The organism is Streptomyces sp. NPDC056580, assembly GCF_042793175.1.
Lineage (GTDB): Bacteria > Actinomycetota > Actinomycetes > Streptomycetales > Streptomycetaceae > Streptomyces.
Genome location: NZ_JBHTVE010000005.1, coordinates 13,145 through 38,702, shown reverse-complemented (window position 1 = coordinate 38,702; position 25,558 = coordinate 13,145). Strand labels below are relative to the sequence as shown.

Annotated in this window: 24 protein-coding genes; 13 read left to right on the top strand and 11 right to left on the bottom strand. The window is 72.1% G+C overall.

Annotated elements, in window-relative coordinates:
• Positions 1-2 precede the first annotated feature (2 nt).
• The 8 genes from ACFQ9Z_RS11505 (at position 3) to ACFQ9Z_RS11470 (ending at position 6,330) form a co-directional block, all read left to right on the top strand.
• Entirely contained in the window at positions 3-1,763 is a 1,761-nt protein-coding gene (locus tag ACFQ9Z_RS11505) for an L-aspartate oxidase (RefSeq protein WP_383015795.1), read from the top strand.
• 5 nt (positions 1,764-1,768) lie between these two features.
• Complete coding sequence (nadC, locus tag ACFQ9Z_RS11500) at positions 1,769-2,746, top strand: carboxylating nicotinate-nucleotide diphosphorylase (protein WP_383014586.1); 978 nt, start codon at positions 1,769-1,771, stop codon at positions 2,744-2,746.
• Between the two features lie 5 nt (positions 2,747-2,751).
• Positions 2,752-3,549: a type III pantothenate kinase gene (locus ACFQ9Z_RS11495; protein ID WP_383014583.1), complete on the top strand. Its 798-nt coding sequence runs from the start codon at positions 2,752-2,754 to the stop codon at positions 3,547-3,549.
• A gap of 170 nt (positions 3,550-3,719) precedes the next feature.
• Positions 3,720-4,379, top strand: coding sequence for a hypothetical protein (locus ACFQ9Z_RS11490; RefSeq protein WP_383015792.1), 660 nt, complete (start codon positions 3,720-3,722; stop codon positions 4,377-4,379).
• Between the two features lie 57 nt (positions 4,380-4,436).
• Positions 4,437-4,613, top strand: coding sequence for a hypothetical protein (locus ACFQ9Z_RS11485; RefSeq protein ID WP_174266186.1), 177 nt, complete (start codon positions 4,437-4,439; stop codon positions 4,611-4,613).
• A 186-nt stretch (positions 4,614-4,799) separates the two neighbouring features.
• Positions 4,800-5,246 (top strand): BlaI/MecI/CopY family transcriptional regulator, encoded by a 447-nt coding sequence (locus ACFQ9Z_RS11480; RefSeq protein WP_383015789.1) that lies wholly within the window; start codon positions 4,800-4,802, stop codon positions 5,244-5,246.
• A 9-nt stretch (positions 5,247-5,255) separates the two neighbouring features.
• Entirely contained in the window at positions 5,256-5,789 is a 534-nt protein-coding gene (locus ACFQ9Z_RS11475) for an amino-acid N-acetyltransferase (protein WP_383014579.1), read from the top strand.
• Positions 5,790-5,994: 205 nt separating this feature from the next.
• On the top strand, positions 5,995-6,330 hold the full coding sequence (locus ACFQ9Z_RS11470) for an Lsr2 family protein (protein WP_143629537.1): 336 nt from the start codon (positions 5,995-5,997) through the stop codon (positions 6,328-6,330).
• Here ACFQ9Z_RS11470 and ACFQ9Z_RS11465 read toward each other — a convergent pair.
• The gene (locus ACFQ9Z_RS11465; protein ID WP_383014575.1) at positions 6,309-6,995 is read right to left on the bottom strand and encodes an SCO3374 family protein; all 687 of its coding nucleotides are present in this window, start codon (positions 6,993-6,995) and stop codon (positions 6,309-6,311) included. The genes ACFQ9Z_RS11470 and ACFQ9Z_RS11465 overlap by 22 nt on opposite strands.
• Positions 6,996-7,424: 429 nt before the next feature.
• Between ACFQ9Z_RS11465 and ACFQ9Z_RS11460 the strand changes: the two genes are divergently transcribed.
• Positions 7,425-9,950, top strand: coding sequence for an ATP-dependent Clp protease ATP-binding subunit (locus ACFQ9Z_RS11460; RefSeq protein ID WP_383014573.1), 2,526 nt, complete (start codon positions 7,425-7,427; stop codon positions 9,948-9,950).
• Between the two features lie 70 nt (positions 9,951-10,020).
• Here ACFQ9Z_RS11460 and ACFQ9Z_RS11455 read toward each other — a convergent pair whose 3' ends face one another.
• Positions 10,021-10,656, bottom strand: a complete 636-nt coding sequence (locus tag ACFQ9Z_RS11455) for an HAD family acid phosphatase (RefSeq protein WP_383014571.1) — start codon at positions 10,654-10,656, stop codon at positions 10,021-10,023.
• Between the two features lie 550 nt (positions 10,657-11,206).
• Here ACFQ9Z_RS11455 and ACFQ9Z_RS11450 point away from each other — a divergent pair.
• Complete coding sequence (locus ACFQ9Z_RS11450; protein WP_383014568.1) at positions 11,207-11,758, top strand: M23 family metallopeptidase; 552 nt, start codon at positions 11,207-11,209, stop codon at positions 11,756-11,758.
• Between the two features lies 1 nt (position 11,759).
• On the opposite strand, the gene ACFQ9Z_RS11445 is transcribed toward ACFQ9Z_RS11450, so the two are convergent.
• The gene (locus ACFQ9Z_RS11445; RefSeq protein ID WP_143629527.1) at positions 11,760-12,359 is read right to left on the bottom strand and encodes a TetR/AcrR family transcriptional regulator; all 600 of its coding nucleotides are present in this window, start codon (positions 12,357-12,359) and stop codon (positions 11,760-11,762) included.
• A 122-nt stretch (positions 12,360-12,481) separates the two neighbouring features.
• On the opposite strand from ACFQ9Z_RS11445, the gene ACFQ9Z_RS11440 reads away from it, so the two are divergent.
• Complete coding sequence (locus ACFQ9Z_RS11440; protein ID WP_383014565.1) at positions 12,482-14,056, top strand: MDR family MFS transporter; 1,575 nt, start codon at positions 12,482-12,484, stop codon at positions 14,054-14,056.
• Between the two features lie 293 nt (positions 14,057-14,349).
• On the opposite strand, the gene cseC is transcribed toward ACFQ9Z_RS11440, so the two are convergent.
• From cseC to ACFQ9Z_RS11415, 5 genes are all read right to left on the bottom strand, one after another.
• Positions 14,350-15,702 carry a two-component system sensor histidine kinase CseC gene (gene cseC / locus ACFQ9Z_RS11435; RefSeq protein WP_383014562.1) on the bottom strand — a complete coding sequence of 451 codons (1,353 nt, stop codon included), beginning with the start codon at positions 15,700-15,702 and terminating at the stop codon, positions 14,350-14,352.
• A 12-nt stretch (positions 15,703-15,714) separates the two neighbouring features.
• Positions 15,715-16,419: a two-component system response regulator CseB gene (gene cseB / locus ACFQ9Z_RS11430; RefSeq protein ID WP_383014559.1), complete on the bottom strand. Its 705-nt coding sequence runs from the start codon at positions 16,417-16,419 to the stop codon at positions 15,715-15,717.
• Positions 16,420-16,520: 101 nt separating this feature from the next.
• On the bottom strand, positions 16,521-17,174 hold the full coding sequence (locus ACFQ9Z_RS11425) for a hypothetical protein (protein WP_383014556.1): 654 nt from the start codon (positions 17,172-17,174) through the stop codon (positions 16,521-16,523).
• On the bottom strand, positions 17,162-17,701 hold the full coding sequence (locus ACFQ9Z_RS11420) for a SigE family RNA polymerase sigma factor (protein WP_383014553.1): 540 nt from the start codon (positions 17,699-17,701) through the stop codon (positions 17,162-17,164). The genes ACFQ9Z_RS11425 and ACFQ9Z_RS11420 overlap by 13 nt, the downstream gene beginning before the upstream one ends.
• Positions 17,702-17,974: 273 nt before the next feature.
• Positions 17,975-18,850 (bottom strand): A/G-specific adenine glycosylase, encoded by an 876-nt coding sequence (locus tag ACFQ9Z_RS11415; RefSeq protein ID WP_383014550.1) that lies wholly within the window; start codon positions 18,848-18,850, stop codon positions 17,975-17,977.
• Positions 18,851-19,041: 191 nt separating this feature from the next.
• Between ACFQ9Z_RS11415 and ACFQ9Z_RS11410 the strand changes: the two genes are divergently transcribed.
• Positions 19,042-19,878, top strand: coding sequence for a hypothetical protein (locus ACFQ9Z_RS11410; protein ID WP_383014547.1), 837 nt, complete (start codon positions 19,042-19,044; stop codon positions 19,876-19,878).
• Between the two features lie 319 nt (positions 19,879-20,197).
• On the opposite strand, the gene disA is transcribed toward ACFQ9Z_RS11410, so the two are convergent.
• Positions 20,198-21,322 carry a DNA integrity scanning diadenylate cyclase DisA gene (disA, locus tag ACFQ9Z_RS11405; RefSeq protein ID WP_383014544.1) on the bottom strand — a complete coding sequence of 375 codons (1,125 nt, stop codon included), beginning with the start codon at positions 21,320-21,322 and terminating at the stop codon, positions 20,198-20,200.
• Positions 21,323-21,402: 80 nt separating this feature from the next.
• A complete protein-coding gene (gene radA / locus ACFQ9Z_RS11400; protein ID WP_383014541.1) occupies positions 21,403-22,812 on the bottom strand; it encodes a DNA repair protein RadA in 1,410 nt (469 codons plus the stop codon).
• Between the two features lie 186 nt (positions 22,813-22,998).
• On the opposite strand from radA, the gene ACFQ9Z_RS11395 reads away from it, so the two are divergent.
• Positions 22,999-24,699 (top strand): hypothetical protein, encoded by a 1,701-nt coding sequence (locus ACFQ9Z_RS11395; RefSeq protein WP_383014538.1) that lies wholly within the window; start codon positions 22,999-23,001, stop codon positions 24,697-24,699.
• Here the strand turns inward: ACFQ9Z_RS11395 and ACFQ9Z_RS11390 are convergent.
• The gene (locus ACFQ9Z_RS11390) at positions 24,696-25,523 is read right to left on the bottom strand and encodes a hypothetical protein (protein ID WP_383014535.1); all 828 of its coding nucleotides are present in this window, start codon (positions 25,521-25,523) and stop codon (positions 24,696-24,698) included. The genes ACFQ9Z_RS11395 and ACFQ9Z_RS11390 overlap by 4 nt on opposite strands.
• Between the last annotated feature and the right edge of the window lie 35 nt (positions 25,524-25,558).

The following is a 25,558-nucleotide window of genomic DNA, read 5'->3' as shown; positions in this document are numbered from 1 at the left end:
GCATACGCCCGTCCGTCGCCCACCACCACCCTCGAGCGGGAGCGCTTCGCGCTCGCCCCCGCCTGTACGCGCCCGCACCCGGGTGGAGCATCCGCGCGGACGTGGTCGTCGTCGGCTCCGGGGTGGCGGGCCTGACCGCTGCGCTGCGCTGCGAGGCCGCGGGCCTGACCACGGTCGTCGTCACCAAGGCCCGCCTCGACGACGGCTCCACGCGCTGGGCGCAGGGCGGCATCGCGGCTGCCCTCGGCGAGGGCGACACCCCCGAGCAGCACCTCGACGACACCCTGGTGGCAGGCGCCGGCCTCTGCGACGAGGAGGCGGTGCGCATCCTCGTCACCGAGGGCCCCGACGCGGTACGGCGGCTGATCTCCACCGGCGCCCACTTCGACACCGACGACGAGGGCGGCATCCAGCTCACCCGCGAGGGCGGCCACCACCGGCGCCGTATCGCGCACGCGGGCGGGGACGCCACCGGCGCGGAGATCTCCCGCGCCCTGGTGGAGGCGGTGCGCGCGCGTGGGCTGCGCACCGTCGAGAACGCGCTCGCGCTCGACCTGCTGACCGACGACGAGGGCCGCACGGCCGGCGTCACCCTGCACGTGATGGGCGAGGGCCAGCACGACGGCGTGGGCGCCGTGCACGCCCCCGCGGTGGTCCTGGCGACCGGCGGCATGGGCCAGGTGTTCTCCGCGACGACCAACCCCTCCGTGTCGACCGGCGACGGCGTGGCCCTGGCGCTGCGCGCGGGCGCCGAGGTCAGCGACCTGGAGTTCGTGCAGTTCCACCCGACCGTGCTGTTCCTCGGGGCGGACGCAGAGGGCCAGCAGCCGCTGGTGTCCGAGGCGGTGCGCGGCGAGGGCGCCCACCTGGTCGACGCGGACGGCGTGCGCTTCATGGTCGGGCAGCACGAGCTGGCCGAGCTGGCGCCCCGGGACATCGTCGCCAAGGGCATCATGCGCCGCATGCGGGAGCAGGACGCCGAGCACATGTTCCTCGACGCCCGGCACTTCGGCGCCGAGATGTGGGAGCACCGCTTCCCGACCATCCTGGCCGCCTGCCGCGCCCACGGCATCGACCCGGTGACGGAGCCCGTCCCGGTCGCCCCGGCCGCCCACTACGCCTCCGGCGGCGTCCGCACCGACGAGCGGGGGCGCACGACCGTGCCAGGCCTGTACGCGTGCGGCGAGGTCGCCTGCACCGGCGTGCACGGCGCCAACCGGCTCGCCTCCAACTCCCTGCTCGAAGGCCTCGTGTACGCCGAGCGCATCGCCGCCGACATCGCCGGCGCGCGGCAGGCGGGCGGCCTCCGCGCGCGCGTGCCCGAGCCGCTCGCGCGCCCCGAGACGCCCGAGCACCCGCTGCTGGCGCCCGAGTCCCGGTTCGCCATCCAGCGGATCATGACCCGGGGCGCGGGCGTGCTGCGCTCGGCGAACTCGCTCCAGCAGGCCGCCGACCAGCTCCAGCGGCTGCACGGCGAGGCCTGCGACGCCCTGCGGGACAACGGCAAGACCGCCGAGCCGGGCGTCGACACCTGGGAGGCCACCAACCTCCTGTGCGTGGCCCGGGTCCTGGTCGCCGCCGCCCTGCGGCGCGAGGAGACCCGCGGCTGCCACTGGCGCGAGGACCGCGCCGAGCGCGACGACGCCCAGTGGCGGCGCCACATCGTCGTACGGCTCGGCCCGGACCGGGCGCTGGCCGTCGGCACCACCGACACCGCAGACTTCCCCCCTACCCGGCCCCACCAGCCTTCCCAGGAGCAGTGACAGAAGTGAGCACCGACGACCTTCCCCTCGCCCCGACCGGCGGCTGCGGCGACGGCTGCGCCTGCGGCGCCGAGGGCGACGAGGAGTACCTGGAGTGCGGGCTCGACCCCGCGCTCGCCGAACTGCTGGCCGCCGCCGGCCTCGACCCCGTCGAGGTGGAGGACATCGCCAACGTCGCCATCCAGGAGGACCTGGACGGCGGGGTGGACGTGACGACCGTCTCGACCATCCCCGAGGACGCGGTCGCCACCGGCGACTTCACCGCGCGCGAGGCCGGCGTGGTGGCGGGCCTGCGGGTCGCCGAGGCCGTGCTCTCGGTGGTCTGCACCGACGAGTTCGAGGTCGAGCGGCACGTCGAGGACGGCGACCGGGTCGAGGCCGGGCAGAAGCTGCTGTCGGTCACCACGCGCACCCGGGACCTGCTCACCGCCGAGCGCAGCGCCCTGAACCTGCTGTGCCGGCTGTCCGGCATCGCGACCGCCACGCGCGCGTGGGCGGACGTCCTGGAGGGCACCAAGGCCCGCGTACGCGACACCCGCAAGACCACGCCCGGGCTGCGCTCCCTGGAGAAGTTCGCCGTGCGCTGCGGCGGCGGCGTCAACCACCGCATGTCGCTCTCGGACGCGGCCCTGGTGAAGGACAACCACGTGGTCGCCGCCGGCGGCGTCGCGCCGGCCTTCAAGGCCGTGCGGGAGGCTTTCCCGGACGTGCCGATCGAGGTGGAGGTCGACACCCTGCACCAGCTGCGCGAGGTCGTCGAGGCGGGCGCCGACCTGGTCCTGCTGGACAACTTCACGCCCGGCGAGTGCGCGGAGGCCGTCGGGATCGTCGCCGGGCGGGCGCTGCTGGAGGCCTCGGGCCGGCTCACCCTGGACACCGCGCGCGCCTACGCCGAGACCGGCGTGGACTTCCTGGCCGTCGGCGCCCTCACCCACTCCTCGCCGATCCTGGACGTCGGCCTGGACCTGCGCGAGGCGGAGTAACACCCATGCTGCTCACGATCGACGTCGGAAACACGCACACCGTGCTCGGCCTGTTCGACGGCGAGGACATCGTCGAGCACTGGCGCATCTCCACGGACGCGCGTCGCACCGCGGACGAGCTCGCGGTCCTGCTGCACGGCCTGATGGGCATGCACCCGCTGCTCGGCGACGGCCTGGGCGACGGCATCGACGGCATCGCCATCTGCGCGACCGTCCCGTCCGTGCTGCACGAACTGCGCGAGGTCACCCGCCGCTACTACGGCGACGTGCCCGCGGTGCTGGTCGAACCGGGGGTGAAGACCGGGGTGCCGATCCAGTTCGACAACCCCAAGGAGGTCGGCGCCGACCGGATCATCAACGCGGTCGCGGCGAACGAGCTGTACGGCGGCCCGGCGATCGTCGTCGACTTCGGCACGGCGACCACCTTCGACGCGGTCTCCGCGCGCGGGGAGTACCTCGGCGGGGTCATCGCGCCCGGCATCGAGATCTCGGTGGAGGCCCTCGGGATCAGGGCCGCCCAGCTGCGGAAGATCGAGGTGGCCCGGCCGCGCAACGTGATCGGCAAGTCCACCGTCGAGGCCATGCAGTCGGGCGTCGTGTACGGCTTCGCCGGGCAGGTCGACGGCGTGGTGAACCGGATGGCCCGGGAACTGGCCGACGACCCCGACGACGTCACGGTGATCGCCACCGGCGGCCTCGCGCCGGTGGTGCTGGGGGAGTCCTCGGTGATCGACGAGCACCAGCCCTGGCTGACCCTGATCGGACTGCGCCTGGTCTACGAGCGGAACGTGTCGAGGCCGTGAGGGGGCCGGCGCCCGGTGGGGCGCCGGTTCTCGCCGTTCACGCGCGCGGGTGACACCGGTCGAGGGAAACCGGGCGGCGACACGCGGCGACACAATGCACCGATCCATCACTTTTGTCCGATTAGCGGTAGCGTCTCCGCATGCCCACGCCCTACGGATCCCGCGGCGGCATGGCGTTCGGCGCCGAGGAGCTGCGTGTGCTCCGCCGCGCCCTCGCCCTCGCCCTCCACCCAGGCCGAGCGTCCGCCGAGGACGTCAAGGACTGCTTCCGCCTCGCCGCGTCCCTGGACGAGGCGGTGCGCGAGGCGGCCCGGCTGCGCGCCTTCCTGGTGGCCGACCTCGACCGGTACCGCGCCGCCCTGCCGGGCACGGCGGCCGGCTACCTCACCCTGCTGGAGGAGGTGCTGGGCATCGGACACCGGCCGACGCCGGACGACCTGGCCGCCCTGCGGGCGCTGCGCGGGAACCCGAAGGCCGCCGCTCTGCTGGAGCGCTGCCGTGCGCTCGCCGAGCAGGACGTGAGGGCCCGCTTCGCGCAGGGCGCGCGCAAGGTCCCCGCCCCCGCCGTACCGCCCTCCAGGACACGCCTGCTGGCCCTCAGGGGCGGCGCGGGGGGCGAGGCGGCCCGTGCGGCCGAGGAGCGGGAGGAACCCGCTCGCAAGCCCGCCCCGAAGCCCGGACAGGCCCCTCCCGGGCGGCCCGCCGAGCGCCCCGCGGCGGACCCGTCCCCGAAACGTCCCGTCCCGACGCCGGGCGAGGTCTTCCCGCGCCGCAAGCCGCCCGCGCCGCCCGCCGGCCGGGCACGGTCGCGGGAACTGGCCGCCGGCTGAGCGACGGCGCGCCCACCCCGCCCCGTTCGTCCCGGCCCGCGTGGCTACTCTGGTGTCATGGACTACGTCGCCGCGCTCGTGCCCCCGGTCGTCATGGCCGTGTTCTTCATCGGTGTGGTCAGGGTGATCGTGAAGACCCAGGGCGGGGCCGCCAAGGCCAAGGAGGACGCGGCCGTCGACGCCGCGCTCGCGCGCGTGGAGGGCGGCCGCGAGGCCCCCGCCGCCGAAGCCTGAGCCTTCCCGGCCCGCCCGCCCCGTCAGGGCGTACGGTTCCGCGCACCCCACCCCGGTGCCGCCGAGCCGTACGCCCTTTTTGTCCGCTTCGGGGGCCTTGGTGCCCGTCCGGCAGGCCTTCGGTGGAATCTCCCACTATTGTTCTGAGCTGTGCCTCGCCCATTGGGAGAACTCGAAGACGCGGTCATGACGCGGGTGTGGAAGTGGAACCGCCCGGTGACCGTTCGAGAAGTCCTGGAAGACCTCCAGCGGGAACGGTCCATCGCGTACACCACCGTGATGACCGTTTTGGACAATCTCCACCAGAAGGGCTGGGTGCGCCGCGAGGCGGAAGGGCGTGCCTATCGATATGAGGCCGTCTCCACCCGGGCCGCCTACGCCGCCGCGCTGATGAACGACGCCTGGTCGCAGAGCGACAACGCGGCCGCCGCTCTCGTCGCGTTCTTCGGGATGATGAGCGAGGAACAGCGCCAGGCACTCAGCGACGCCGTGCGCATCGTCCAGGGGCCGGAAACCGCGCAAGCGCGGGAAGCGGCACAGGCGCGGGAAGCCGCGGAACCCCGCGAAGAGCAGAACCCCGGCGTGGCGGAAGAGCAGAACCCCGACGCGGCGGGGGGCGCCTCCGGGCGATAGCGTCCGCACATGTCAGCAGAACGTTGCGAAGTCCCCGCGAAAGCCATCACCGTCCGGCGGGCCCGGACCAGCGATGTGCCGGCCGTGCGCCACCTCCTCGACGCCTACGTCCGAGACCGCATCCTGCTCGACAAAGCCATGGTCACCCTTTACGAGGACATCCAGGAGTTCTGGGTCGCGGAACGGGACGACAACGCCGAGGTGGTCGGCTGCGGTGCGCTGCACGTCATGTGGGAAGACCTGGCCGAAGTCCGCACTCTCGCGGTGAAGCCGGGTCTGAAGGGCGCCGGGGTGGGGCACCACTTGCTGGAGAAGTTGCTGCATACCGCGCGCTGGCTCGGCGTTCGCCGCGTTTTCTGTCTGACCTTCGAAGTCGACTTCTTCCAGAAGCACGGCTTCGTGGAGATCGGTGAGACCCCCGTCGACACCGATGTGTACGCGGAGCTGCTCCGCTCCTATGACGAGGGCGTCGCGGAGTTCCTCGGTCTCGAACGAGTGAAACCGAACACCTTGGGCAACAGCCGGATGCTTCTGCATCTGTGATCGTCAATGCCCGCGGTGCCCTATGTCCGAAACGCGTATGTTTCCGGAGTGCTGCGGGCCCCCGGGTCTCTCCCAGGGGTTTGTGTTTTTCCGGCAAAAGCGGTTTGCTTTCCGACGTACTGCAGTACTGCATATAACAGGGGCGGCGAAACGGCGGACGCCGCACACACCCCTGGCCCGCACGTTATCGATGAAAGGAAATACGGTGGCACAGAAGGTTCAGGTCCTTCTTGTCGACGACCTCGACGGCGGCGAGGCGGACGAGACGGTGACGTTCGCGCTGGACGGCAAGACCTACGAGATCGATCTCACGACGACCAATGCGGACAAGCTGCGTGGCCTTCTCGAGCCCTATGTGAAGGGCGGTCGTCGTACCGGGGGCCGTGCCGCCGGCGGACGCGGAAAGACGCGCCCCGCATCCGGCGGCAACCAGGACACGGCGGCGATCCGCGCGTGGGCCAAGGAGAACGGTTACGAGGTCAACGACCGCGGCCGTGTTCCCGCGTCCATTCGCGAGGCCTACGAGAAGGCCAACGGCTGATTTCCCCCGCAGGCGGGCGGCCGGGCGTTCGCGGGCCGCAGCCGGGCGCGATGGCAGTGCGTCGCCAGCGTGTCCACCAGTCTTACGAGATCCGGGGCGCCTGTCGGGCCCCCCACGGCCGGCAACGCCGGCAGCGAGGCCTCGACCTCACCCCCCGGCCCGGGGGGCCGCAGCCACACGGCGGCCCCCTGCGCGGAATCCGAGCCGCGCCCGGCGCCGGAACCCCGCGCCGGCGGCAGCGCGGCGCAGTGGCTCGCACCGGGCCGCGCAGGCGCCTCCATGAGACCGCCCTCGCCCAGCGCCCGCAGCTCGGGCACCAGCCCGCGCCACTCAAGCCACTCCAGCACCCCCGGCAGCTCCTCCGCGCTGCCCGCGGTCACCAGCAGCCGCATCCGGCCGCCCCACAGGGCCACCGGAGAACCCGGCCCGAGGTGCCGCAGCGCCGGGGCGCCCGCCCCGGCCGGCACGTCCAGGACGTCGTAGCGGACCCCCGTGACCAGCATCGGCGGCCGTCCGGGCACGGTCGGCCAGCCGAGTTCGTTCTCGTACCAGTGCCGGTCCCGGGTCTCCGGGTCCGGACCGCACGCCCGCGGGCCGGGCGGCGCCGGATCGGACGGACGACGGGGAAGGGGGACCGATGAGGTCGCGGGGACAGAGCCGGCCATGCCAGGTGCAACCGTCACATCCGCCCCGTGGTTACGCCGGGCGCCGGTATGGTCGCGCAGTGTACGGGGCGAGGGGGTGCGCGGGGTCCGGGCAGCCGCAAGGTTGTTCGCCCATAGCGGAGGGAACCGGGGGGTCCGGCATGGAGCGTCGGTCCCAGCGGGTAAGACATGCCTAGTGGGAGGGGGCGACACGCAGGACGGGCGGTCTCACGTTCGCCATCGGCGTACTGGCGACTGGGGTAACTGCCTGGCCTGCGGGAACATCGTCTCGCACCATCGGGTTGGGACAGATGTCGGCGTTCGGGGTCAGGAGGCCATCGACGGTGTCGGCAGTTGGAATGAGCGGTCCCCGCTTGCGGGACTAAGCTGCGGAAGGACAGGGAGGGGAAGTTCCCCCCACTGCCTGACCGCTCTGAGGAGCGATTAACGATGTTCGAGAGGTTCACCGACCGCGCGCGGCGGGTTGTCGTCCTGGCTCAGGAAGAAGCCCGGATGCTCAACCACAACTACATCGGCACCGAGCACATCCTCCTGGGTCTCATCCACGAGGGCGAAGGTGTCGCCGCTAAGGCCCTGGAGAGCCTCGGCATTTCGCTTGAGGCGGTCCGCCAGCAGGTGGAGGAGATCATCGGCCAGGGCCAGCAGGCCCCGTCCGGTCACATCCCCTTCACTCCCCGTGCCAAGAAGGTCCTGGAGCTGTCGCTCCGCGAGGCCCTTCAGCTGGGCCACAACTACATCGGCACGGAGCACATCCTGCTCGGCCTGATCCGTGAGGGCGAGGGCGTCGCCGCCCAGGTCCTGGTCAAGCTGGGCGCAGACCTCAACCGGGTGCGGCAGCAGGTGATCCAGCTGCTCTCCGGCTACCAGGGCAAGGAGACCGCCACCGCCGGCGGCCCTGCCGAGGGCACCCCCTCGACGTCCCTGGTCCTCGACCAGTTCGGCCGGAACCTCACCCAGGCCGCTCGTGAGTCCAAGCTCGACCCGGTCATCGGGCGCGAGAAGGAGATCGAGCGGGTCATGCAGGTGCTGTCCCGCCGTACCAAGAACAACCCGGTGCTGATCGGTGAGCCCGGCGTCGGCAAGACCGCCGTCGTCGAGGGCCTCGCCCAGGCCATCGTCAAGGGCGAGGTGCCCGAGACCCTCAAGGACAAGCACCTCTACACCCTGGACCTCGGCGCGCTGGTCGCCGGCTCCCGGTACCGCGGTGACTTCGAGGAGCGCCTGAAGAAGGTGCTCAAGGAGATCCGCACCCGCGGCGACATCATCCTGTTCATCGACGAGCTGCACACGCTGGTCGGTGCGGGTGCCGCCGAGGGCGCCATCGACGCGGCCTCCATCCTGAAGCCGATGCTGGCGCGCGGTGAGCTGCAGACCATCGGCGCCACCACCCTGGACGAGTACCGCAAGCACCTGGAGAAGGACGCGGCCCTCGAGCGCCGCTTCCAGCCCATCCAGGTCGCCGAGCCGTCCCTGCCGCACACGATCGAGATCCTCAAGGGTCTGCGTGACCGGTACGAGGCCCACCACCGGGTCTCCATCACGGACGAGGCGCTGGTCCAGGCCGCCACCCTGGCCGACCGGTACATCTCGGACCGCTTCCTGCCGGACAAGGCGATCGACCTGATCGACGAGGCCGGTTCCCGGATGCGCATCCGCCGGATGACCGCGCCGCCGGACCTGCGCGAGTTCGACGAGAAGATCGCCGGCGTCCGCCGGGACAAGGAGTCCGCGATCGACTCGCAGGACTTCGAGAAGGCCGCCTCCCTGCGCGACAAGGAGAAGCAGCTCCTGGCCGCCAAGGCCAAGCGGGAGAAGGAGTGGAAGGCCGGCGACATGGACGTCGTCGCCGAGGTCGACGGCGAGCTGATCGCCGAGGTCCTCGCGACCGCCACCGGCATCCCGGTCTTCAAGCTGACCGAGGAGGAGTCCTCGCGTCTGCTGCGCATGGAGGACGAGCTCCACAAGCGGGTCATCGGCCAGGTCGACGCCGTCAAGGCGCTGTCGAAGGCGATCCGCCGTACGCGTGCCGGTCTGAAGGACCCGAAGCGTCCGGGTGGTTCGTTCATCTTCGCCGGCCCGTCCGGCGTCGGTAAGACCGAACTGTCCAAGGCGCTCGCCGAGTTCCTCTTCGGCGACGAGGACGCGCTGATCTCCCTCGACATGTCGGAGTTCAGCGAGAAGCACACGGTCTCGCGGCTCTTCGGTTCGCCCCCCGGCTACGTGGGCTACGAGGAGGGCGGCCAGCTCACCGAGAAGGTCCGCCGCAAGCCGTTCTCCGTCGTCCTCTTCGACGAGGTCGAGAAGGCCCACCCGGACATCTTCAACTCGCTGCTGCAGATCCTGGAGGACGGTCGCCTGACCGACTCCCAGGGCCGGGTCGTGGACTTCAAGAACACGGTCATCATCATGACGACCAACCTCGGCACCCGGGACATCTCCAAGGGCTTCAACCTGGGCTTCGCGGCCCAGGGCGACACGAAGTCCAACTACGAGCGCATGAAGAACAAGGTGTCGGACGAGCTCAAGCAGCACTTCCGCCCCGAGTTCCTCAACCGCGTCGACGACGTGGTCGTCTTCCCGCAGCTCACGCAGGACGACATCCTGCGGATCGTCGACCTGATGATCAGCAAGGTGGACGAGCGCCTGAAGGACCGGGACATGGGCATCGAGCTGTCCCAGACCGCCAAGGAGCTGCTGTCCAAGAAGGGCTACGACCCGGTGCTGGGCGCCCGGCCGCTGCGCCGCACGATCCAGCGCGAGATCGAGGACACGCTCTCGGAGAAGATCCTCTTCGGCGAGCTGCGCCCCGGTCACATCGTGGTCGTGGACACCGAGGGCGAGGGCGACGCCCAGACCTTCACCTTCCGCGGTGAGGAGAAGTCGGCGCTGCCCGACGTCCCGCCGATCGAGCAGGCGGCCGGCGGTGCCGGTCCGAACCTGAGCAAGGACGCGTAACCCTCCGGGGCCGCGAACGAAAGGGGCTGCCCCGGGACTTCGGTCCCGGGGCAGCCCCTTTCGCCGTGCGTCAGGACAGCTGGCCGTCGTAGTCCGGCAGCTTGTACGCCTTCTCGGCGTGGCCGCCCGACAGGTCGGACACGCTGTTGCCGATGTTGGCGATGATCGTGTAGCCCAGCTTCTCGATGTCGGCGCGCTGGGCGGTCTTGTAGGCGGCGACGTCCTCGAAGAGGTCGAGGAAGCCGCGGACCCGCAGGCCGGAGACCTCGTAGCCGTCGTGCTCGAGATTCCACTCGGTGGGCGCCTCGATGATGCCCGGGCGGGCGGTGACGAAGAAGAGCGAGACGCCGTGCTCCTGGGCGTACCGGGCGACGTCCAGCACCGGTTTGTTGGCCGGCTGCGGGAAGCTGAAGCCGAAGTCGGTCTCCAGCGTCGTGTTGTCGACGTCGAAGACGATCGCCTGCTTCTCGCCCGGCCCGGCCGCGGCGATACGGCCCTTCAGGTAGGGCAGGGCCTGGTCCATGACCGCCTGGCAGTCCTTCTGCCAGGTGGCGTGGTCGACCTTGGCGGCCGTGGCGGAGGCGGTGGCAGTGGAGCCCGTGCTCGCTGCCGTGCCGGCCGCCTCCGCGGGGGCGGCCAGGGCGGCGAGCGCGGCCGCGGAGACGGCGACGGCGGATACGCGGCGCGCCCAGGGGCGTCTGGTCATCGGTGGGGGTCCTCTCACGTCCGTACTGCAGGACAGAACGGTGACTGTCAGGGGCATGATCAGTGCTGAGGGTGACGCGAGAGGAACCGTAGGGTTACTGAACGGTAGTCGTACAGGGGTCTGCGTCACATTTCCCGGGCCAGGCGGGGCGGGATGACGGGGCGTCAGGGGCCGGAACGCACCTCGCGGCGCCAACTTCCCTACGCCGTAGGCGAGTAGCGCACGTCACATTCGGGCGCCCTGGAGGCCGTCCCGACGGTGACAAGCGGCACAGGGGAAATGCCCGTTACTAGCCGGGTTAGTGCTTTTCCTACCGGGGCAAAGTGGGGCATTACGCCCAGCGGGCAGCGAAGAAAGTGCAGGTCAGCGGCGTTAGTGTCCGAAGAGTCGCGTCTGTCAATAAGTGGGTGCTTTTGCGGGCTTCTACTACCTGACGCCGTAGAAGTAGGGCTTTGTGGATAGATGAGGTGGTGGGTTACCAATGAATGGCCGACGCGGCGAACGCCTGTACGTCGCACGGCTCATCCGTCTCCTAGCCCATGAGGTTTCGATGTTCCAGCGCTTCACGTCCCGTTCTTCGCGTACGTCCTCGCTCCGCACCCGCGTGGCCGTGCTGGCTGCCGGACTCGGCGCCACGGCCGTGGTGGGGACCGGGGTCGCGAGCGCGGCCACCCCGTCGGCCGCTTCCTGGATCGACCCGGTGAAGCAGTACACGCTGTCCGCCAGCTTCATGCAGGACGGCAGCCACTGGGCGCACAAGCACAGCGGTCAGGACTTCGCGGTCCCGACCGGCACCGAGGTCCTGGCCGCGCACGACGGCACCGTCGTCAAGGCCGGCCCCAACGGCGCCGGTGACGGCCCCGCCTACGGCAACGCCATCGTCATCAAGCACGACAACGGCACGTACTCGCAGTACGCGCACCTGTCCCGGATCGACGTCAAGGTCGGCCAGGCCGTCAAGACCGGCCAGCACATAGCCCTCTCGGGCAGCACCGGCAACTCCACCGGCCCGCACCTGCACTTCGAGATCCGGACCACGCCGAACTACGGTTCCGCCGTCAACCCGGTGGTCTTCCTCAAGGCCCACGGCGTGAAGGTCTGATCTACCGTTCTCCGTGGGCGCCTTGATGCGCCTGCGTGACGAGATCCACGGCGACTTCGAGAACGGCCGCGCGCTTCTTCTCGAAGTCGCCTTCCAGGTCCTGCATCACGAACATCCCCGCGTGCAGCGTGAACAGCGCGCTCACGCAGCGGACCTGGTCGACGAGTTGGGCCTCGGGGTCGATGATGATGTCCCTGAGGCCGCGCATCCGGTCCTTGAAGGACTCGCCGATGCGCAGCTCACGCACCGTCGCCTGGTTCTCCTGCATGAACCGGAACAGCGGTTCCGCGGCGGCCAGCGCCTGGCTGTAGCGCCGTACGATCTCCTGCTTGGTCTCCAGCGTGTGCGGCTGGCTGCGGCCCCACTCGATCAGGTCCTCGATCGGCTGCGTCAGATCCTCGAAGAGGCTGACGATGATCTCCTCCTTCGTCTTGAAGTGGTAGTACAGGGCCGCCTTCGTGACGTCGAGACGCTCGGCGATCTCGCGCAGGGAGGTCTTCTCGTAGCCCTGCTCGGCGAAGAGTTCGAGCGCCACGTCCTGGATGCGCTGGCGGGTGTTGCCGCGGCGCTGCTGCTTGGTGCCGTCCATGGTGACGCCCATCCTCGTACTCCTCGCGCTCCCGCGAAACTTACTTGACGACCGGCTAGTGGCGGGTCTACCTTCCCCCACTGTAGTGAACTAGCCGGGCGGCAAGTAAGGGGCCGTCAGGGGGAGTGGGAGAGATGGCGGACACACAAGCGGTCGCGACGGACCGGGGAACGCCCGGGCAGCCGGACACCTCGCAGGAGAAGCAGCCGAAGAGCGTACGGGTGGTCCTGCTCGCGCTCATGATCGCGATGATGCTCGCGATGCTCGACAACATGATCGTGGGCACCGCGATGCCGACGATCGTCGGTGAGCTCGGCGGCCTCGAGCACCTGTCCTGGGTGGTGACCGGCTACACCCTGGCGACCGCGGCGGCGACCCCGGTCTGGGGCAAGCTCGGCGACATGTTCGGCCGCAAGGCCACCTTCCTCAGCTCGATCGTGATCTTCCTGATCGGCTCCGCGCTGAGCGGCATGGCTCAGGACATGGGTCAGCTCATCGGGTTCCGGGCCGTGCAGGGCCTCGGCGCCGGCGGTCTGATGGTCGGCGTCATGGCGATCATCGGCGACCTGATCCCGCCGCGGGAGCGCGGCAAGTACCAGGGCATGATGGCCGGCGTCATGGCGCTGGCGATGATCGGCGGCCCGCTGGTCGGCGGCACCATCACCGACAACTGGGGCTGGCGCTGGTCCTTCTACATCAACCTGCCGCTCGGCGCCGTCGCGCTCGCGCTGGTCAGCGCGGTGCTGCATCTGCCGAAGAAGCGGTCCAAGGCGGGCATCGACTACCTCGGCGTCGTGCTGCTGACCGTCGGCATCACCTCCATCGTGCTCGTCACCACCTGGGGCGGCACCGAGTACGCCTGGACCTCCGCGCGGATCATGGAGCTGATCGGCATCGGCGTCGCCGCGCTCGTCGGGTTCGTGTTCTGGCAGACCAGGGCCGCCGAGCCGGTCCTGCCGCTGCACATCTTCCGCAGCGGCAACTTCACCCTGATGTCGGTCATCGGTTTCATCACCGGCTTCGTGATGTTCGGCGCGACCCTCTTCCTGCCGCTGTACCAGCAGGCGGTCCAGGGCGCCTCCGCCACCAACTCGGGTCTGCTGCTCCTGCCGATGCTCGGCGCGATGCTGGTGACCTCGATGGTGGCCGGCCGGATCACCACCAACAGCGGCCGCTACAAGGTGTTCCCGATCATGGGCGGCGTGCTGATGGTCGTCGGGCTGTACCTGCTGTCGCTGATGGACACCGGCACCACGCGGCTGACCTCCGGCATCTACATGGCCGTGCTGGGCGCGGGCATGGGCTGCCTGATGCAGATCACCATGCTGGTCGCGCAGAACAGCGTGGAGATGAAGGACATGGGCGTGGCGTCCTCCTCCACCACCCTGTTCCGCACGCTCGGCTCCTCCTTCGGTGTGGCCGTCATGGGCGCGCTGTTCAACCACAGGGTCCAGGACGTCATGGCGGAGAAGGCCGGCGCGCTGGGCTCCAAGGTGACCGAGAGGTCGGCGCAGCTCGACGCGGCGAGCCTGGCGAAGCTGCCGGTGCAGGCGCGGGAGGCGTACCAGCACGCGGTGTCGGCCGGCACGCACTCGGCGTTCCTGCTCGGCGCGGTGATCGCGGTCCTCGTGCTGATCGCGGCGCTGTTCGTGAAGGAGGTGCCGCTCAAGGGCGGCCCCCAGAAGCCCGAGGTGACCGAGGCTCTCTGAGCCGCTTCCGGTCCGAAGGCCCCCGGCGGTGTCCGCCCCGGGGGCCTTCGCCGTGCCGGGCGGCGGTCACCGGGAGCGGGCCCGGAGTCCCGTACGCGGGTTCGGACTCACGCACGCGCGTCCGCGTTGCCGCACGTGGGCCCGGCACGTGCGTCCGCCGTGCCGCACGCGGGCCCGGAGTCCCGCACCGGCCCGGAGTCCCGCACGCGCGTCCGCGCGGTGCCGCACGCGCGTCCGCGCGGTGCCGTACGTGGGTCCGCGCCCAGGTCCCGGACCCGCCTGTGGCGGCGGCCCTAACGCCCGCCGGACAGCGGCAGCATGGGGTGGCTGCCGGTGTTGGTGGGGGCGTGCTCCGGGAGCCAGAGGACGGCCACCGCGCCCTCCGCGGGGATGTGCTCGGGGGCGCCGGCCGGGCGCACGTTGCGGAAGGTCAGCCGGGCGCCCAGCACCCGGGCCTGGCCGGCCGCGATGGTCAGGCCCAGGCCGTGTCCCTGGCCCGCACGGTCCGTGCTGCCGGTGCGGAAGCGGCTCGGCCCCTCGGCGACCAGGGCCTCGGGGAAGCCGGGGCCGTGGTCGCGGACCCGGATGACCCGGCCCTCCACGGTCACCTCCACCGGCGGCCTGCCGTGCCGCGCGGCGTTGGCCAGCAGGTTGAACAGCACCCGCTCCAGCCGGCGCGGGTCGGTCGTGACCTCCGACTCGTGCACCACCCGCACGGTGATGTCCGGGTCCTTGGCCGCGACCCGCCGGGCGACGAACTCGCCCAGCATGATGTCCTGCAGCTCGGCCCGCTCGGAGGCGCTGTCCAGCCGGGCCACCTCAAGCACGTCCTCGACCAGGGTGCGCATCGCCTTCGCCCGGTCCAGGACCAGCTCCGTGGGACGCCCCGGCGGCAGCAGCTCGGCGGCCGTCAGCAGGCCCGTCACCGGGGTGCGCAGCTCGTGCGCGATGTCGGCGGTCACCCGCCGCTCGGCCTCCAGCCGCTGCCGCAGCGCGTCCGCCATGGCGTCCACCGCGCGCGCGAGGTCGTCCGTCTCGTCCCGGACGACCCCGCCGATGGCCTCCCGCACCCGTACGTCCGTCTCCCCCTTGGCGACCCGGCCCGCCGCGGCCGCCGCCTTGCGCAGCCGCCGCGAGAGCTGCCCGCCGATCAGCACCCCGAGCGCGCTGCCGCCGAGCACGACCGCGATGGAGCCGATGACCAGCGCCTGGTCGAGGTCCTTCATCACGTCCGTGGAGCGGTCCGGGAAGCTGCTGTGCAGGGACAGCACGTGGCCGTCCTTGACCGGCACGGCCGCCCAGATGTCCGGCCCGCCGCCGCGGTCGCCCACGTAGCTGGCCCGGCGGCCCTCCATCACCTTCTCGCGCAGCGGCGGCGGCAGGTCCGGGTCGTCGATCTTGATGCTCGGGAAGTTCGGCCGGCCGCCCAGCTCGTAGTTGCGCTGCGCGATCTGCACCCGCGCGTTGGCCAGGTCGCGGGCGTTGTCCAGCATGGAGACACGGGCCGCGTTGTGCACGACCAGACTCAGCGCGATCGCCACCAGACCGGCGACCAGCGCGATCGCCGCGCTCAGCTTCCACCTCAGCCCGGTCCGCAGTCCCGCCCGTTCCACGCGCCGCATCGGGCGCCGAAGGATCCCCCGCATGTCGCGCTCCGCTCAGGCCCTCAACTTGTAGCCGAACCCACGGACCGTCTCGATCCGGTCCTGGCCGATCTTCTGGCGCAGCCGCTGCACATGGACGTCGACGACGCGGGTGTCCCCGCCCCAGCCGTAGTCCCAGACCCGCTCCAGCAGCTTGTCGCGGGAGAGCACGGTGCCGGGCGAGCCGGAGAACTCCAGCAGCAGCCGCATCTCGGTCGGGGTGAGCGCCACCGGCCGCCCGCCCCGGCGCACCTCCATGCCCTCGGTGTCGATCTCCAGCTCGCCGAAGGTCAGCGTCCCGCCGCTCGGCTCCGTCGCGGAGCCGGAGCCGGGCGCGGCCCCGCCCGCGTGCCCGAAGCGGCGCAGCACCGCGCGGATCCGGGCGACCAGCACGGCGCCGTCGAACGGCTTGGTCACGTAGTCGTCGGCGCCCGCCTCAAGACCGAGCACCACGTCGATGGAGTCGGCGCGCGCCGACAGCATGATCACCGGCACCGTCGACTCGTCCCGGATGCGGCGGCACAGGCTGACGCCGTCCAGGCCCGGGACCATGACGTCGAGCAGCGCGATGTCGGGCCGGTTCGCCCGGAACGACTCCAGTCCGGACAGCCCGTCGGGCATGGCGGTGACCGCGAAGCCGTCCCGCTCCAGGGCGAGCTGGGTGGCCTCACGGATGACGTCGTCGTCCTCGACGAACAGGACGTGGGTCTGGTCTGCCATCCGGGTGCTCTCAGTCCTCGGGTGCTCGTGGTCGGTGGGTGGTCGAGGTCGGTGGGTGGTCGTGGTGGGCGGGTGCTCGTGGCCGGTGGTGATCGTGCCGGTCAGTTGTCCGGCGGGGGTGTGGCGCCCCCGCCGACGGATTTGCTGTAGTCGTTGTGGACGGGCTTGCCCTGGGCGAAGCGCCCCGCCCGCCACTCGTAGGGGATGACGTCCTCGCCGGACGGGCGCGAGATCGGGTCGCCCCTGCGGTACACCTGCTTGGTCACGGTCAGGACGCCCTGCACGATCTCCGCGTAGACCGGGGACTCCTCGGACCTGAACACATTCTTGTACGCGCCGTTCTCGTCGCGGTAGACGTACGAGCCGACGCCCACCGCGTCCGCACAGGTCAGCACGTTGACGACGACGTCGCTCGCGGCGCCGCCGGTCAGGTCTCCGTAGGAGACGTCGACCGGGTAGTCGTCGCCGTTGCACGGCTTGAGGTCGCGCTTGACCGAGGCCGACACCTCGGGGTCGTGCCGCAGCAGCGCCACCGCGTCCACCCGCCGGTAGGACCCGGACGGACTGGGCGGCGGCGAGGCGACGGCGCCCGCCACCGCGGAGGCGTGCGCCGGGCCCTCGTCCCGCGCACCCGTCCCCCCGGTGCCGCAGGCGGCGGCGAAAAGGGCGAGGGCGGTGACCGAGGCCGCTGCCGCGATCACCGCCAATGAACTGCCTGGGGCCCGCTCGGGCCCGGCCCCGGTCAGGCCGCGCAACGCTCCCGCTCCTCACGCTCCAGCGCGCGTGCGTCCAGATCGCGCGCCTCCAGCTCCTCACGGAGCCGGGCGAGCGCCCGGTGCAGCGTGCTCTTGACCGTTCCGGCCGACATGCCGAGTGCGGCGGCCGTCTCCTCGGTGGACATCTGCTCCCAGTGTCGCAGCACCACGACACTGCGCTGCTTCGGTGCGAGCACCTTCATGACGTCCATCAGCAGGGCCCGGTCGGCGTGCTGCTCGGTGGCGTCCTCCACCGCGGACTCCGGGAGCTGCTCGGTGGGGACCTCCTCCAGCCTGCGCGCCCGCCACCACTCGGTACGGGTGTTGATCATCACCCGGCGCAGATAGGCGTCCGCGAGCCGCTTGTCGGCGATGCCGTCCCAGCGGCCGTACGTCCGTACCAGGGCGGTCTGCAGCAGGTCCTGGGCGTCGACCGGGTCCGGGACCAGCCGGCGGGCGCTGCGCAGCAGCGCCTCCTGCCGGGTGCGGACGTACTCCTCGAACTCGAGCACCTCACCCTGCGTCATGATCGACCGCCTCCGTTCCCCGTGTACTCAGGCCCGTGCCTGAAGTCCCGCCGTCCTGCTCGCCCGTTGGTCCGCCGGGCACGGGAAGAAAGCTACGGAGCGGTTGTCACGAGGCTGTGCGCAGCAGCCTGCGGCCGGCAATCGGCTGTCCGTCGGTTGTGTAACGGAAGTAGGTACGGGGTAAAGAGCGTGGCGTTTATGTCCGGCTATCCGCCTGTTTGTTGGGCTGTCGGCGTCGTAACAGATCCCGGCCGGACGTGACTTGGCCGTGCGTCAGGTCAGCGGCAGCCGGTACAGGCCGCCCGGTAGCGGCTCCACCAGGCCGTCCGCCACCAGCCCGTCGAGCGCGCGGGCGCGCTGCACCGGCTCGTGCCAGACTCGGTCGAGCGCCGCCTGCGGCACCGGCGCGTGCGCCTCCCTCAGCACCGCGAGCAGCTTGCCGCGCACCTGGCGGTCCGTGCCCGCGTACGTCTGGCCCCGGCGCGGCGGACCCTCGTGCTCCGGCTTGCCCGCGAGCCGCCACGCGCACTGCGCGGCGATCGGGCAGCGCGGGCACCCCTCGTTCTTCGCGGTGCACACCAGCGCGCCCAGCTCCATGGAGGCGGCGGCCCAGCGCGCGGCCGTCCTCTCGTCCTGCGGCAGCAGCTCCCGGGCCAGCCGCCGCTCGGCGGCCGTGGTGGCGTTCGGCGGGTACTGCACGCCCGTCACCGCCCGCGCGAAGACCCGGCGCACGTTCGTGTCCAGCACCGGGTGGCGCTGCCCGTACGCGAAGGAGGCCACCGCGGCGGCCGTGTACTCGCCGATCCCGGGGAGCGCCAGCAACTGCGCGTGGTCCGTCGGTACGTCGCCGCCGTGCCGTTCCGTTATGGCCGCGGCCGCTCCGTGCAGGCGCAGGGCGCGGCGCGGATAGCCGAGCCGGCCCCAGGCGCGCACCGCCTCACCGGGAGCCTCCTTGGCGAGGTCGGCGGGGCGCGGCCAGCGTTCGAGCCACTGCTCGTACACCGGGAGCACCCGGCTCACCGGAGTCTGCTGCAGCATGAACTCGCTGACCATCACGCCCCAGGGGCCCGCATCCGGGCGGCGCCAGGGGAGGTCGCGGGCGTGGGAGTCGAACCAGGCGATCACGGGGGCGTGCAGCTTCTCAGTCATGGCCTCCCGATCCTGCCACGGCTCGGCGGGGTGTGGCCGACCACGGCGCGGTCGCGGAGCGTCGCGTCGCGTAGCTGTGTGTGAAAAAGCCTTTCCCCCGCGGCAGTTACCGGGATGATGATCCGGAAAAGTTGCCGTGCGGGCGGCGGGTGAAGCGAGCGCGGGCGGCGATCTCTCGTACAGTTTGCGCCGTGGGATCTCTGCGCAATCCGGTCGGGCCGCTTCCCTCCTCCATCTACTGGCGACGGAGGGTCCTACTGCTGTCCGTCCTCGCCCTGCTGGCGCTGCTGGTCGCCTGGATCGTGACGTGGGGCGGCGGGGGCGGCAAGAACGGCGCCGACGGGCCGCACGGCAAGAATCCCGCGTCCACCATCGCGCCGGGCCCGTCCTCCTCCGGCCCGGCCTACAGCGAACACCCGGGCGGGCGCGACGAGTCGGGCGGTGGCGGGGACACCGGCGGGAGTGATTCGGGTTCCGGCTCCGGTTCCGACTCCGGCTCGGACGGCAAGGGCGGCTCCGGCTCGGGCGGCTCCGACGGGAGTTCCGGCGGCGGCTCGGGCGGCGGCTCAGCGGCCGCCGGCGGCGGGGTCGTCGCGGGCGACGCGCTGCCCGCGTCCACCACGCTGCCCGACTGCACGGCCGGCGCGGTCACGCTGACCCTGCGCAGCGTGCACAACTCCTACTCGCCCGACGAGACACCGGAGTTCGAACTCGTCGCGAAGAACTCCTCGTCCGGTGACTGCAAGGTCGATCTCGGGCCGAAGAAGGCGGTGCTGACCATCACGCCGGCGGAAGGCGACGACGCGTACTGGTCGTCGGCCGACTGCCCGAAGGGCGCGGCGAGCCTGCTCTTCCGGGTGGACGCGGGCCAGACCATCACGTACACGGTGAAGTGGGACCGCAAGCCGAGCGCGCCGGAGTGCGCGACGCCGCCGGCGGGGTCGGCCAAGACGGGGACGTACCTGCTGGAGGCGAAGGCGCCGGGGTTCGCGAAGGCGCGGGCCTCGTTCGTGCTGTCGGCCGACTAGGGCCTGTCTGACGATTCCCGCCGGGCCCGCGACGTCTGGCACCGCACCTCGCCGCGTTGTCGGGTGCGCCCAGGTACATCCGGTACGAGGGCGACCCTCCGCCTGGCGATGCACGGCACCGGACGCCGCGGGCTGATCCGAAGCGAATCGCCGGACAGGCCCTGGCGCGGGGCGCTGCCGCTGGTGAGGCGCCCTGCGCCGCGACTGGGCGGGGTGCGGGAATCCCCCAGGCCGCTCAAGGCCCTGGGCACTCAAGGCCCTGGGGAGGCACGCGTGCCCGCGATCACGCGGGGACGCATGCCGGCGGCGGCCGGTCCGGTCAGACGTAGCGCTCGAGGATCGACGACTCGGCCAGGCGGGACAGGCCTTCGCGGACGCTCCGGGCACGGGCCTCGCCTACGCCGTCCACCGTCTGGAGGTCGTCCACGCTCGCGGCGAGCAGCTTCTGCAGCCCGCCGAAGTGCTCCACCAGGCGGTCGATGATCGCGCCCGGCAGCCTCGGCACCTTGGCCAGCAGCCGGAAGCCGCGCGGGGACACCGCGGAGTCGAGGGTCTCGGGGGAGCCCGTGTAGCCCAGCGCCCGCGCCACCGTGCCCATTTCGAGGAGCTCGGCGTGGGTCAGGGCGTTCAGCTCCGAGAGCGCCTCGTCCACCGTGCGGGACCGTTTCGCGGTGGGCTCGGGGACGTAGTCCCGTACGACCAGTTCGCGGTCGGGCTCCACACCGGCGATCAACTCCTCGAGCTGCAGCGCGAGAAGACGCCCGTCGGTGCCCAGTTCGACCACGTACTCGGCGATCTCGGTGGCGATGCGCCGGACCATCTCCAGGCGCTGGGCGACCGCCGAGACGTCCCGGACCGTCACCAGGTCCTCGATCTCCAGCGCCGACAGCGTGCCCGCGACCTCGTCCAGGCGGAGCTTGTACCGCTCCAGGGTGGCCAGGGCCTGGTTGGCGCGGGAGAGGATCGCCGCGGAGTCCTCCAGGACGCGGCGCTGGCCGTCCACGTAGAGCGCGATCAGCCGCATGGACTGGGAGACGGAGACCACCGGGAAGCCGACCTGCTTGGAGACCCGGTCCGCCGTGCGGTGCCGGGTGCCCGTCTCCTCCGTCGGGATGGTCGGGTCCGGCACGAGCTGCACGCCGGCCCGCAGGATCTTGGACAGGTCGGAGGAGAGCACGATGCCGCCGTCCAGCTTGCACAGCTCCCGCAGCCGCGTCGCGGCGAACTCCACGTCCAGGACGAAACCGCCGGTGCACATCGCCTCGACGGTCTTGTCGGAGCCGAGGACGATCAGCCCGCCGGTGTTGCCGCGCAGGACCCGCTCCAGGCCGTCGCGCAGGGGCGTGCCGGGAGCCACGGCGCTCAGCGAGGCGCGCATCAGGCGATCGGAACCGGCACTCCCACCGGACTTTCCGGGAGCTGCTGCCCGGTCGTTGGCTGCCACTGCACTCCTCCGGTCGCAGGTTCTGGGCGCTGCCGTCGTGCGCACTCGGTTCGTACGGACGGGCGAGACCTGGGCAAAGTCTACCGGCGCTCCTCCGCCTCCCGTGGGGCCTCTCGGCGACGGGAGCGTGGCAGCACCCGGAGCGCGTCCCCCATGTCGGCGACCTCCAGGACCTTCATCCCGGCCGGGACCTTGCCCGGATCGCCCGGTACGAGGGCGTGCGTGAAGCCCAGCCGGTGCGCCTCGGCGAGCCTGCGCTGCACGCCGGTGACCCGTCTCACCTCGCCCGCGAGCCCGACCTCGCCGATGGCGACGAGGTTCTTGGGCAGGGGGGTGTCGCTGGCGGCCGAGGCGAGGGCGAGGGCGATCGCGAGGTCGGCGGCGGGCTCGGACAGCTTCACCCCGCCCACCGTCGCGGAGTAGATGTCCCGCTTGCCGAGCGCGCTGATCCGCCCGCGCTGCTCCAGCACCGCCAGCATCATCGACACCCGGGAGGTCTCCAGGCCCGACGTGGTCCGGCGCGGGGAGGGGATCTGGGAGTCCACGGTCAGCGCCTGCACCTCCGCCACCAGCGGGCGCCGGCCCTCCAGGGTGACCGTCAGGCAGGTGCCCGGGACCGGTTCGGACCGTCGGGTCAGGAAGAGCCCGCTCGGGTCGGCGAGGCCGGTGATGCCCTCGTCGTGCAGTTCGAAGCAGCCGACCTCGTCGGTGGCGCCGTAGCGGTTCTTCACGCCCCGCACCAGGCGCAGGCGGGCGTGCCGGTCGCCCTCGAAGTGGAGGACGACGTCCACCAGGTGCTCCAGCAGCCGGGGGCCCGCGATCGCGCCGTCCTTGGTGACGTGGCCCACCAGCAGCGTGGACATGCCGCGCTCCTTGGAGGCGCGGATCAGCGCGCCGGTCACCTCCCGCACCTGGGCCATGCCGCCGGGCGCGCCGTCGATCTCCGGCGAGGCGACCGTCTGCACCGAGTCCAGGATCAGCAGGGACGGCTTCACCGCGTCCAAGTGGCCGAGGACGGCCGCCAGATCTGTCTCGGCGGCCAGGTACAGGTGGTCGTCGAGGGCGCCGATGCGGTCGGCGCGCAGCCGCACCTGGCTCGCCGACTCCTCGCCCGTCACATAGAGGGTGCGGTGTTCGTCACTGGCCGACTTGGCCGCCACGTCCAGCAGCAGCGTGGACTTGCCGACGCCGGGCTCGCCCGCGAGCAGGACGACCGCGCCGGGCACCAGGCCGCCGCCGAGCACCCGGTCCAGCTCCGGCACACCGGTGGTGCGGGCGGTGGCCTGACGGCCGTCGACCTGGCCGATGGGCAGCGCCGAGCTGGTGACGCGGCCGGGCGCCGTCGTGCGGACCGCGGGCGCGCCGTACTCCTCGACCGTGCCCCAGGCCTGGCACTCCGGGCAGCGGCCGAGCCATTTGGCGGTCTGCCAGCCGCACTCGGTGCAGCGGTAGGACGGGCGGTCCTTGGTGGACTTGGTACGGGCAGCCATGCGGAAACCGTAGCCCGCGCCACTGACAACGCCCCCGCGGGCCGCCCGGTACCGGTCACGGCCCATCGGGCGGAGGCCGCGGAACGAAAGGTTCCTGTCCCCTTATGAGGGATCGTTTCACCCGTACGAATTAAAAGAGCTCAAGGTGCCGGAAGGAGCGCTGCGCCGCCGCCTACGGTCGCACGGGTGATGAGCAGCAGTCCGGAGACGACGACCCGCACCACCGGCGCACATCGGACGCACCGGGAGGCGCGCGACCGAGCCGCCGCGCGCACCCTCGCGCAGCGACCGTCGGCGCGCTACGAGCCGTACCTGGACGGTCTGTTCACCTACTGCCTGTCGGTGCTGTGCGACCACGACGCGGCCACCGCGGCCCTCGGGGACGTCCTCGCGGTCGCCGAGCGGCGCGGCCAGCGGGTCCCGGACGCCGCCGACCAGCGGGCCTGGCTGTACGCACTGGCCCGCTGGGCGTGTCTGCGCGGGCTCGCGGAGGCCCGGCGGAAACGTCAGGCCGGGCACGCGTCGGGCCGGCCGGCCGCCGCGAAACGGCAGGCCGATCCGCCCGTGGCCCCGGAGGTCGTGGAGCAGCGGCGCGGTGAACTCGCCCTGCTCGCCTGGCCGGAGGCGGCCGGCACCTCCCCGGAGCAGCGCGAGGCGCTGGAGCTCGCCGTCCGCCACCACCTCGCCGCGCCCGAGGTCGCCGCCGTCCTCGGCATGACGCCCGCCGCCGCGCGCGAGCTGCTGGCCTCCGCGGCCTGCGAGGTCGAGCGGACCCGGGCGGCGCTCGCGGTGGTGGAGACCGGCGGCTGCCCGAGCGTGGCCCACCTCACCGGAGACAGCCGGCTGGTCCTCAGCACCACCCTGCGCCGCGAGCTGGTCCGGCACGTCGACGACTGCCCGCGCTGCCGCCGCACCGCCGAGCGGGCCGTCCCGGGCCGCTGGCCCGGCGCCACGGTCACCCCCGCCGAGCTGCCGGTCCTGCAGGCGCCCCGCGCGGCCCTGCACGCCGCCCTCGCGCACCACCCGCGCGCGCGTGGCGCGGCCGTGCCCCGCTTCGACCGGCGCGGCTTCCCGATGGACCCCAAGGACCGCGCCGCCCGTCGCGACCGGCTCCGCGCGCGTGCCGTCACCACGACCGTCGTGGCCACCGTGGTCGCCGCCCCCGTGTTCGCCCTGTGGGCCGCCTACCGGGGCGCCCCGGTAGGCGGCGAGGACGGCCGCCCGGGCCCCGCGCGTGAGGCGCAGGGCCCGGACGCCTTCGGCGGCGACACCGGCGGCGGTTACGAGAACGCGGGCAACGCCCGGGTGAAGCCGTCCGGCGCCCCGCACGGGGAGGGCACGGCGGACGTCTCCGTGGAGGTCGTCAGCGTCGGCGGGAGCGGCGGGAAGGGCGCCGCGCAGCTCGCCGTCGGCGCGCGCATCGACGGCGAGACCACGCTGATCACACTCACCGCGTCCGGCTCGGGACCGGTCCACTGGTCCGCGTCGACCTCGGCGTCCTGGCTCTACTTCAGCCGGTCGTCCGGGACCCTGCGGCCCGGCGGGACGTGCACGATCAAGGTGTACATCGACCGGCTGCGCGAGCCGTCCGGCCACTGGCGCGCGCGGGTGGCGGTCTCACCGGCCGGCGCCGCGGTCACGATCGACGGCTACGGCACCGCCCCCGGCGGACCCTCGGCCCGGCCCTCGACGCACGCACCCGACCCGAGCACCACGCCCCCGGCCCACACCGACCCGCCGTCCAGTCCGCCCCCCTCGCCCTCGGACCCGCCGGCCACCCCGTCCGATCCGGCACCGTCCGACCCTCCGAACTCGTCCCCGCCGCCCACCGACGACGACGACGACGGCGGCGGCCCGAGCCCGTCGGACGGCCAGGGCAGTGCCTAGGGAACCTCCGGGTCCGCGGGATGCGGCGCCACCAGCGGGAGCTGCGAGGCCAGCCGCTGCTCGCACAGTTCGGCCAGGCGGTCGTAGCCGGCCTTGCCCATCAGCTCGGTCAGCTCCGCCCGGTAGGAGACGTACACCGGCTCGCCCGCGCCGTGCGCCGAGGTGGCCGAGGTGCACCACCAGTGCAGGTCATGGCCGCCCGGGCCCCAGCCCCGGCGGTCGTACTCGCCGATCGACACCTGCAGTACGCGGGTGTCGTCCGGCCGGTCGATCCAGTCGTACGTGCGCCGGATGGGGAGCTGCCAGCAGACGTCCGGCTTGGTCTCCAGCGGTTCCCGGCCCTCCCTCAGGGCGAGGATGTGCAGCGAGCAGCCCGCGCCGCCCGGGAAGCCCGGACGGTTCTGGAAGACGCAGGACCCCTGGAAGGGCCGGGTCTGCCGGGACCCCTCGTCGTCCTCCGAGATCCAGCCGTTGCGGGTGCCCTCGTCGTGGTGCTGCCAGATCTCCGGCGTGAGCCTCGCCACGTGCTCGGCGACCCGCTTCTCGTCGTCCTCGTCGGAGAAGTGCGCGCCCAGCGAGCAGCATCCGTCGTCCGCGCGGCCCGCCTGGATGCCCTGGCAGCCGCTGCCGAAGACGCAGTTCCAGCGAGAGGTCAGCCATGTCAGATCGCAGCGGAACACCTGCTCGTCGTCCGCCGGATCAGGGAACTCCACCCATGCGCGCGCGAAGTCGAGCCCCTTCTCGTCACTCACCTTCGGGGCCTTTCTGGGCGTCTTGCCGGACTTGGACGACTTGTCGTCCTTCGCCTTTTTCGTCTTTGGCACGCGTCCAGGGTAAGTCGCCCGGGCCCGCAACGGGG

Excerpts from the sequence above, each read along its gene's own strand:
- ACFQ9Z_RS11495 (WP_383014583.1), top strand. The coding sequence starts at position 2,752 with ATGCTGCTCACGATCGACGTCGGAAACACGCACACCGTGCTCGGCCTG.
- ACFQ9Z_RS11490 (WP_383015792.1), top strand. The coding sequence starts at position 3,720 with ATGGCGTTCGGCGCCGAGGAGCTGCGTGTGCTCCGCCGCGCCCTCGCC.
- ACFQ9Z_RS11485 (WP_174266186.1), top strand. The coding sequence starts at position 4,437 with ATGGACTACGTCGCCGCGCTCGTGCCCCCGGTCGTCATGGCCGTGTTC.
- ACFQ9Z_RS11480 (WP_383015789.1), top strand. The coding sequence starts at position 4,800 with ATGACGCGGGTGTGGAAGTGGAACCGCCCGGTGACCGTTCGAGAAGTC.
- ACFQ9Z_RS11475 (WP_383014579.1), top strand. The coding sequence starts at position 5,256 with ATGTCAGCAGAACGTTGCGAAGTCCCCGCGAAAGCCATCACCGTCCGG.
- ACFQ9Z_RS11465 (WP_383014575.1), bottom strand. The coding sequence starts at position 6,995 with ATGGCCGGCTCTGTCCCCGCGACCTCATCGGTCCCCCTTCCCCGTCGT.
- ACFQ9Z_RS11460 (WP_383014573.1), top strand. The coding sequence starts at position 7,425 with ATGTTCGAGAGGTTCACCGACCGCGCGCGGCGGGTTGTCGTCCTGGCT.
- ACFQ9Z_RS11455 (WP_383014571.1), bottom strand. The coding sequence starts at position 10,656 with ATGACCAGACGCCCCTGGGCGCGCCGCGTATCCGCCGTCGCCGTCTCC.
- ACFQ9Z_RS11450 (WP_383014568.1), top strand. The coding sequence starts at position 11,207 with ATGTTCCAGCGCTTCACGTCCCGTTCTTCGCGTACGTCCTCGCTCCGC.
- ACFQ9Z_RS11445 (WP_143629527.1), bottom strand. The coding sequence starts at position 12,359 with ATGGGCGTCACCATGGACGGCACCAAGCAGCAGCGCCGCGGCAACACC.
- ACFQ9Z_RS11440 (WP_383014565.1), top strand. The coding sequence starts at position 12,482 with ATGGCGGACACACAAGCGGTCGCGACGGACCGGGGAACGCCCGGGCAG.
- cseC (WP_383014562.1), bottom strand. The coding sequence starts at position 15,702 with ATGCGGGGGATCCTTCGGCGCCCGATGCGGCGCGTGGAACGGGCGGGA.
- cseB (WP_383014559.1), bottom strand. The coding sequence starts at position 16,419 with ATGGCAGACCAGACCCACGTCCTGTTCGTCGAGGACGACGACGTCATC.
- ACFQ9Z_RS11420 (WP_383014553.1), bottom strand. The coding sequence starts at position 17,701 with ATGACGCAGGGTGAGGTGCTCGAGTTCGAGGAGTACGTCCGCACCCGG.
- ACFQ9Z_RS11415 (WP_383014550.1), bottom strand. The coding sequence starts at position 18,850 with ATGACTGAGAAGCTGCACGCCCCCGTGATCGCCTGGTTCGACTCCCAC.
- radA (WP_383014541.1), bottom strand. The coding sequence starts at position 22,812 with ATGGCTGCCCGTACCAAGTCCACCAAGGACCGCCCGTCCTACCGCTGC.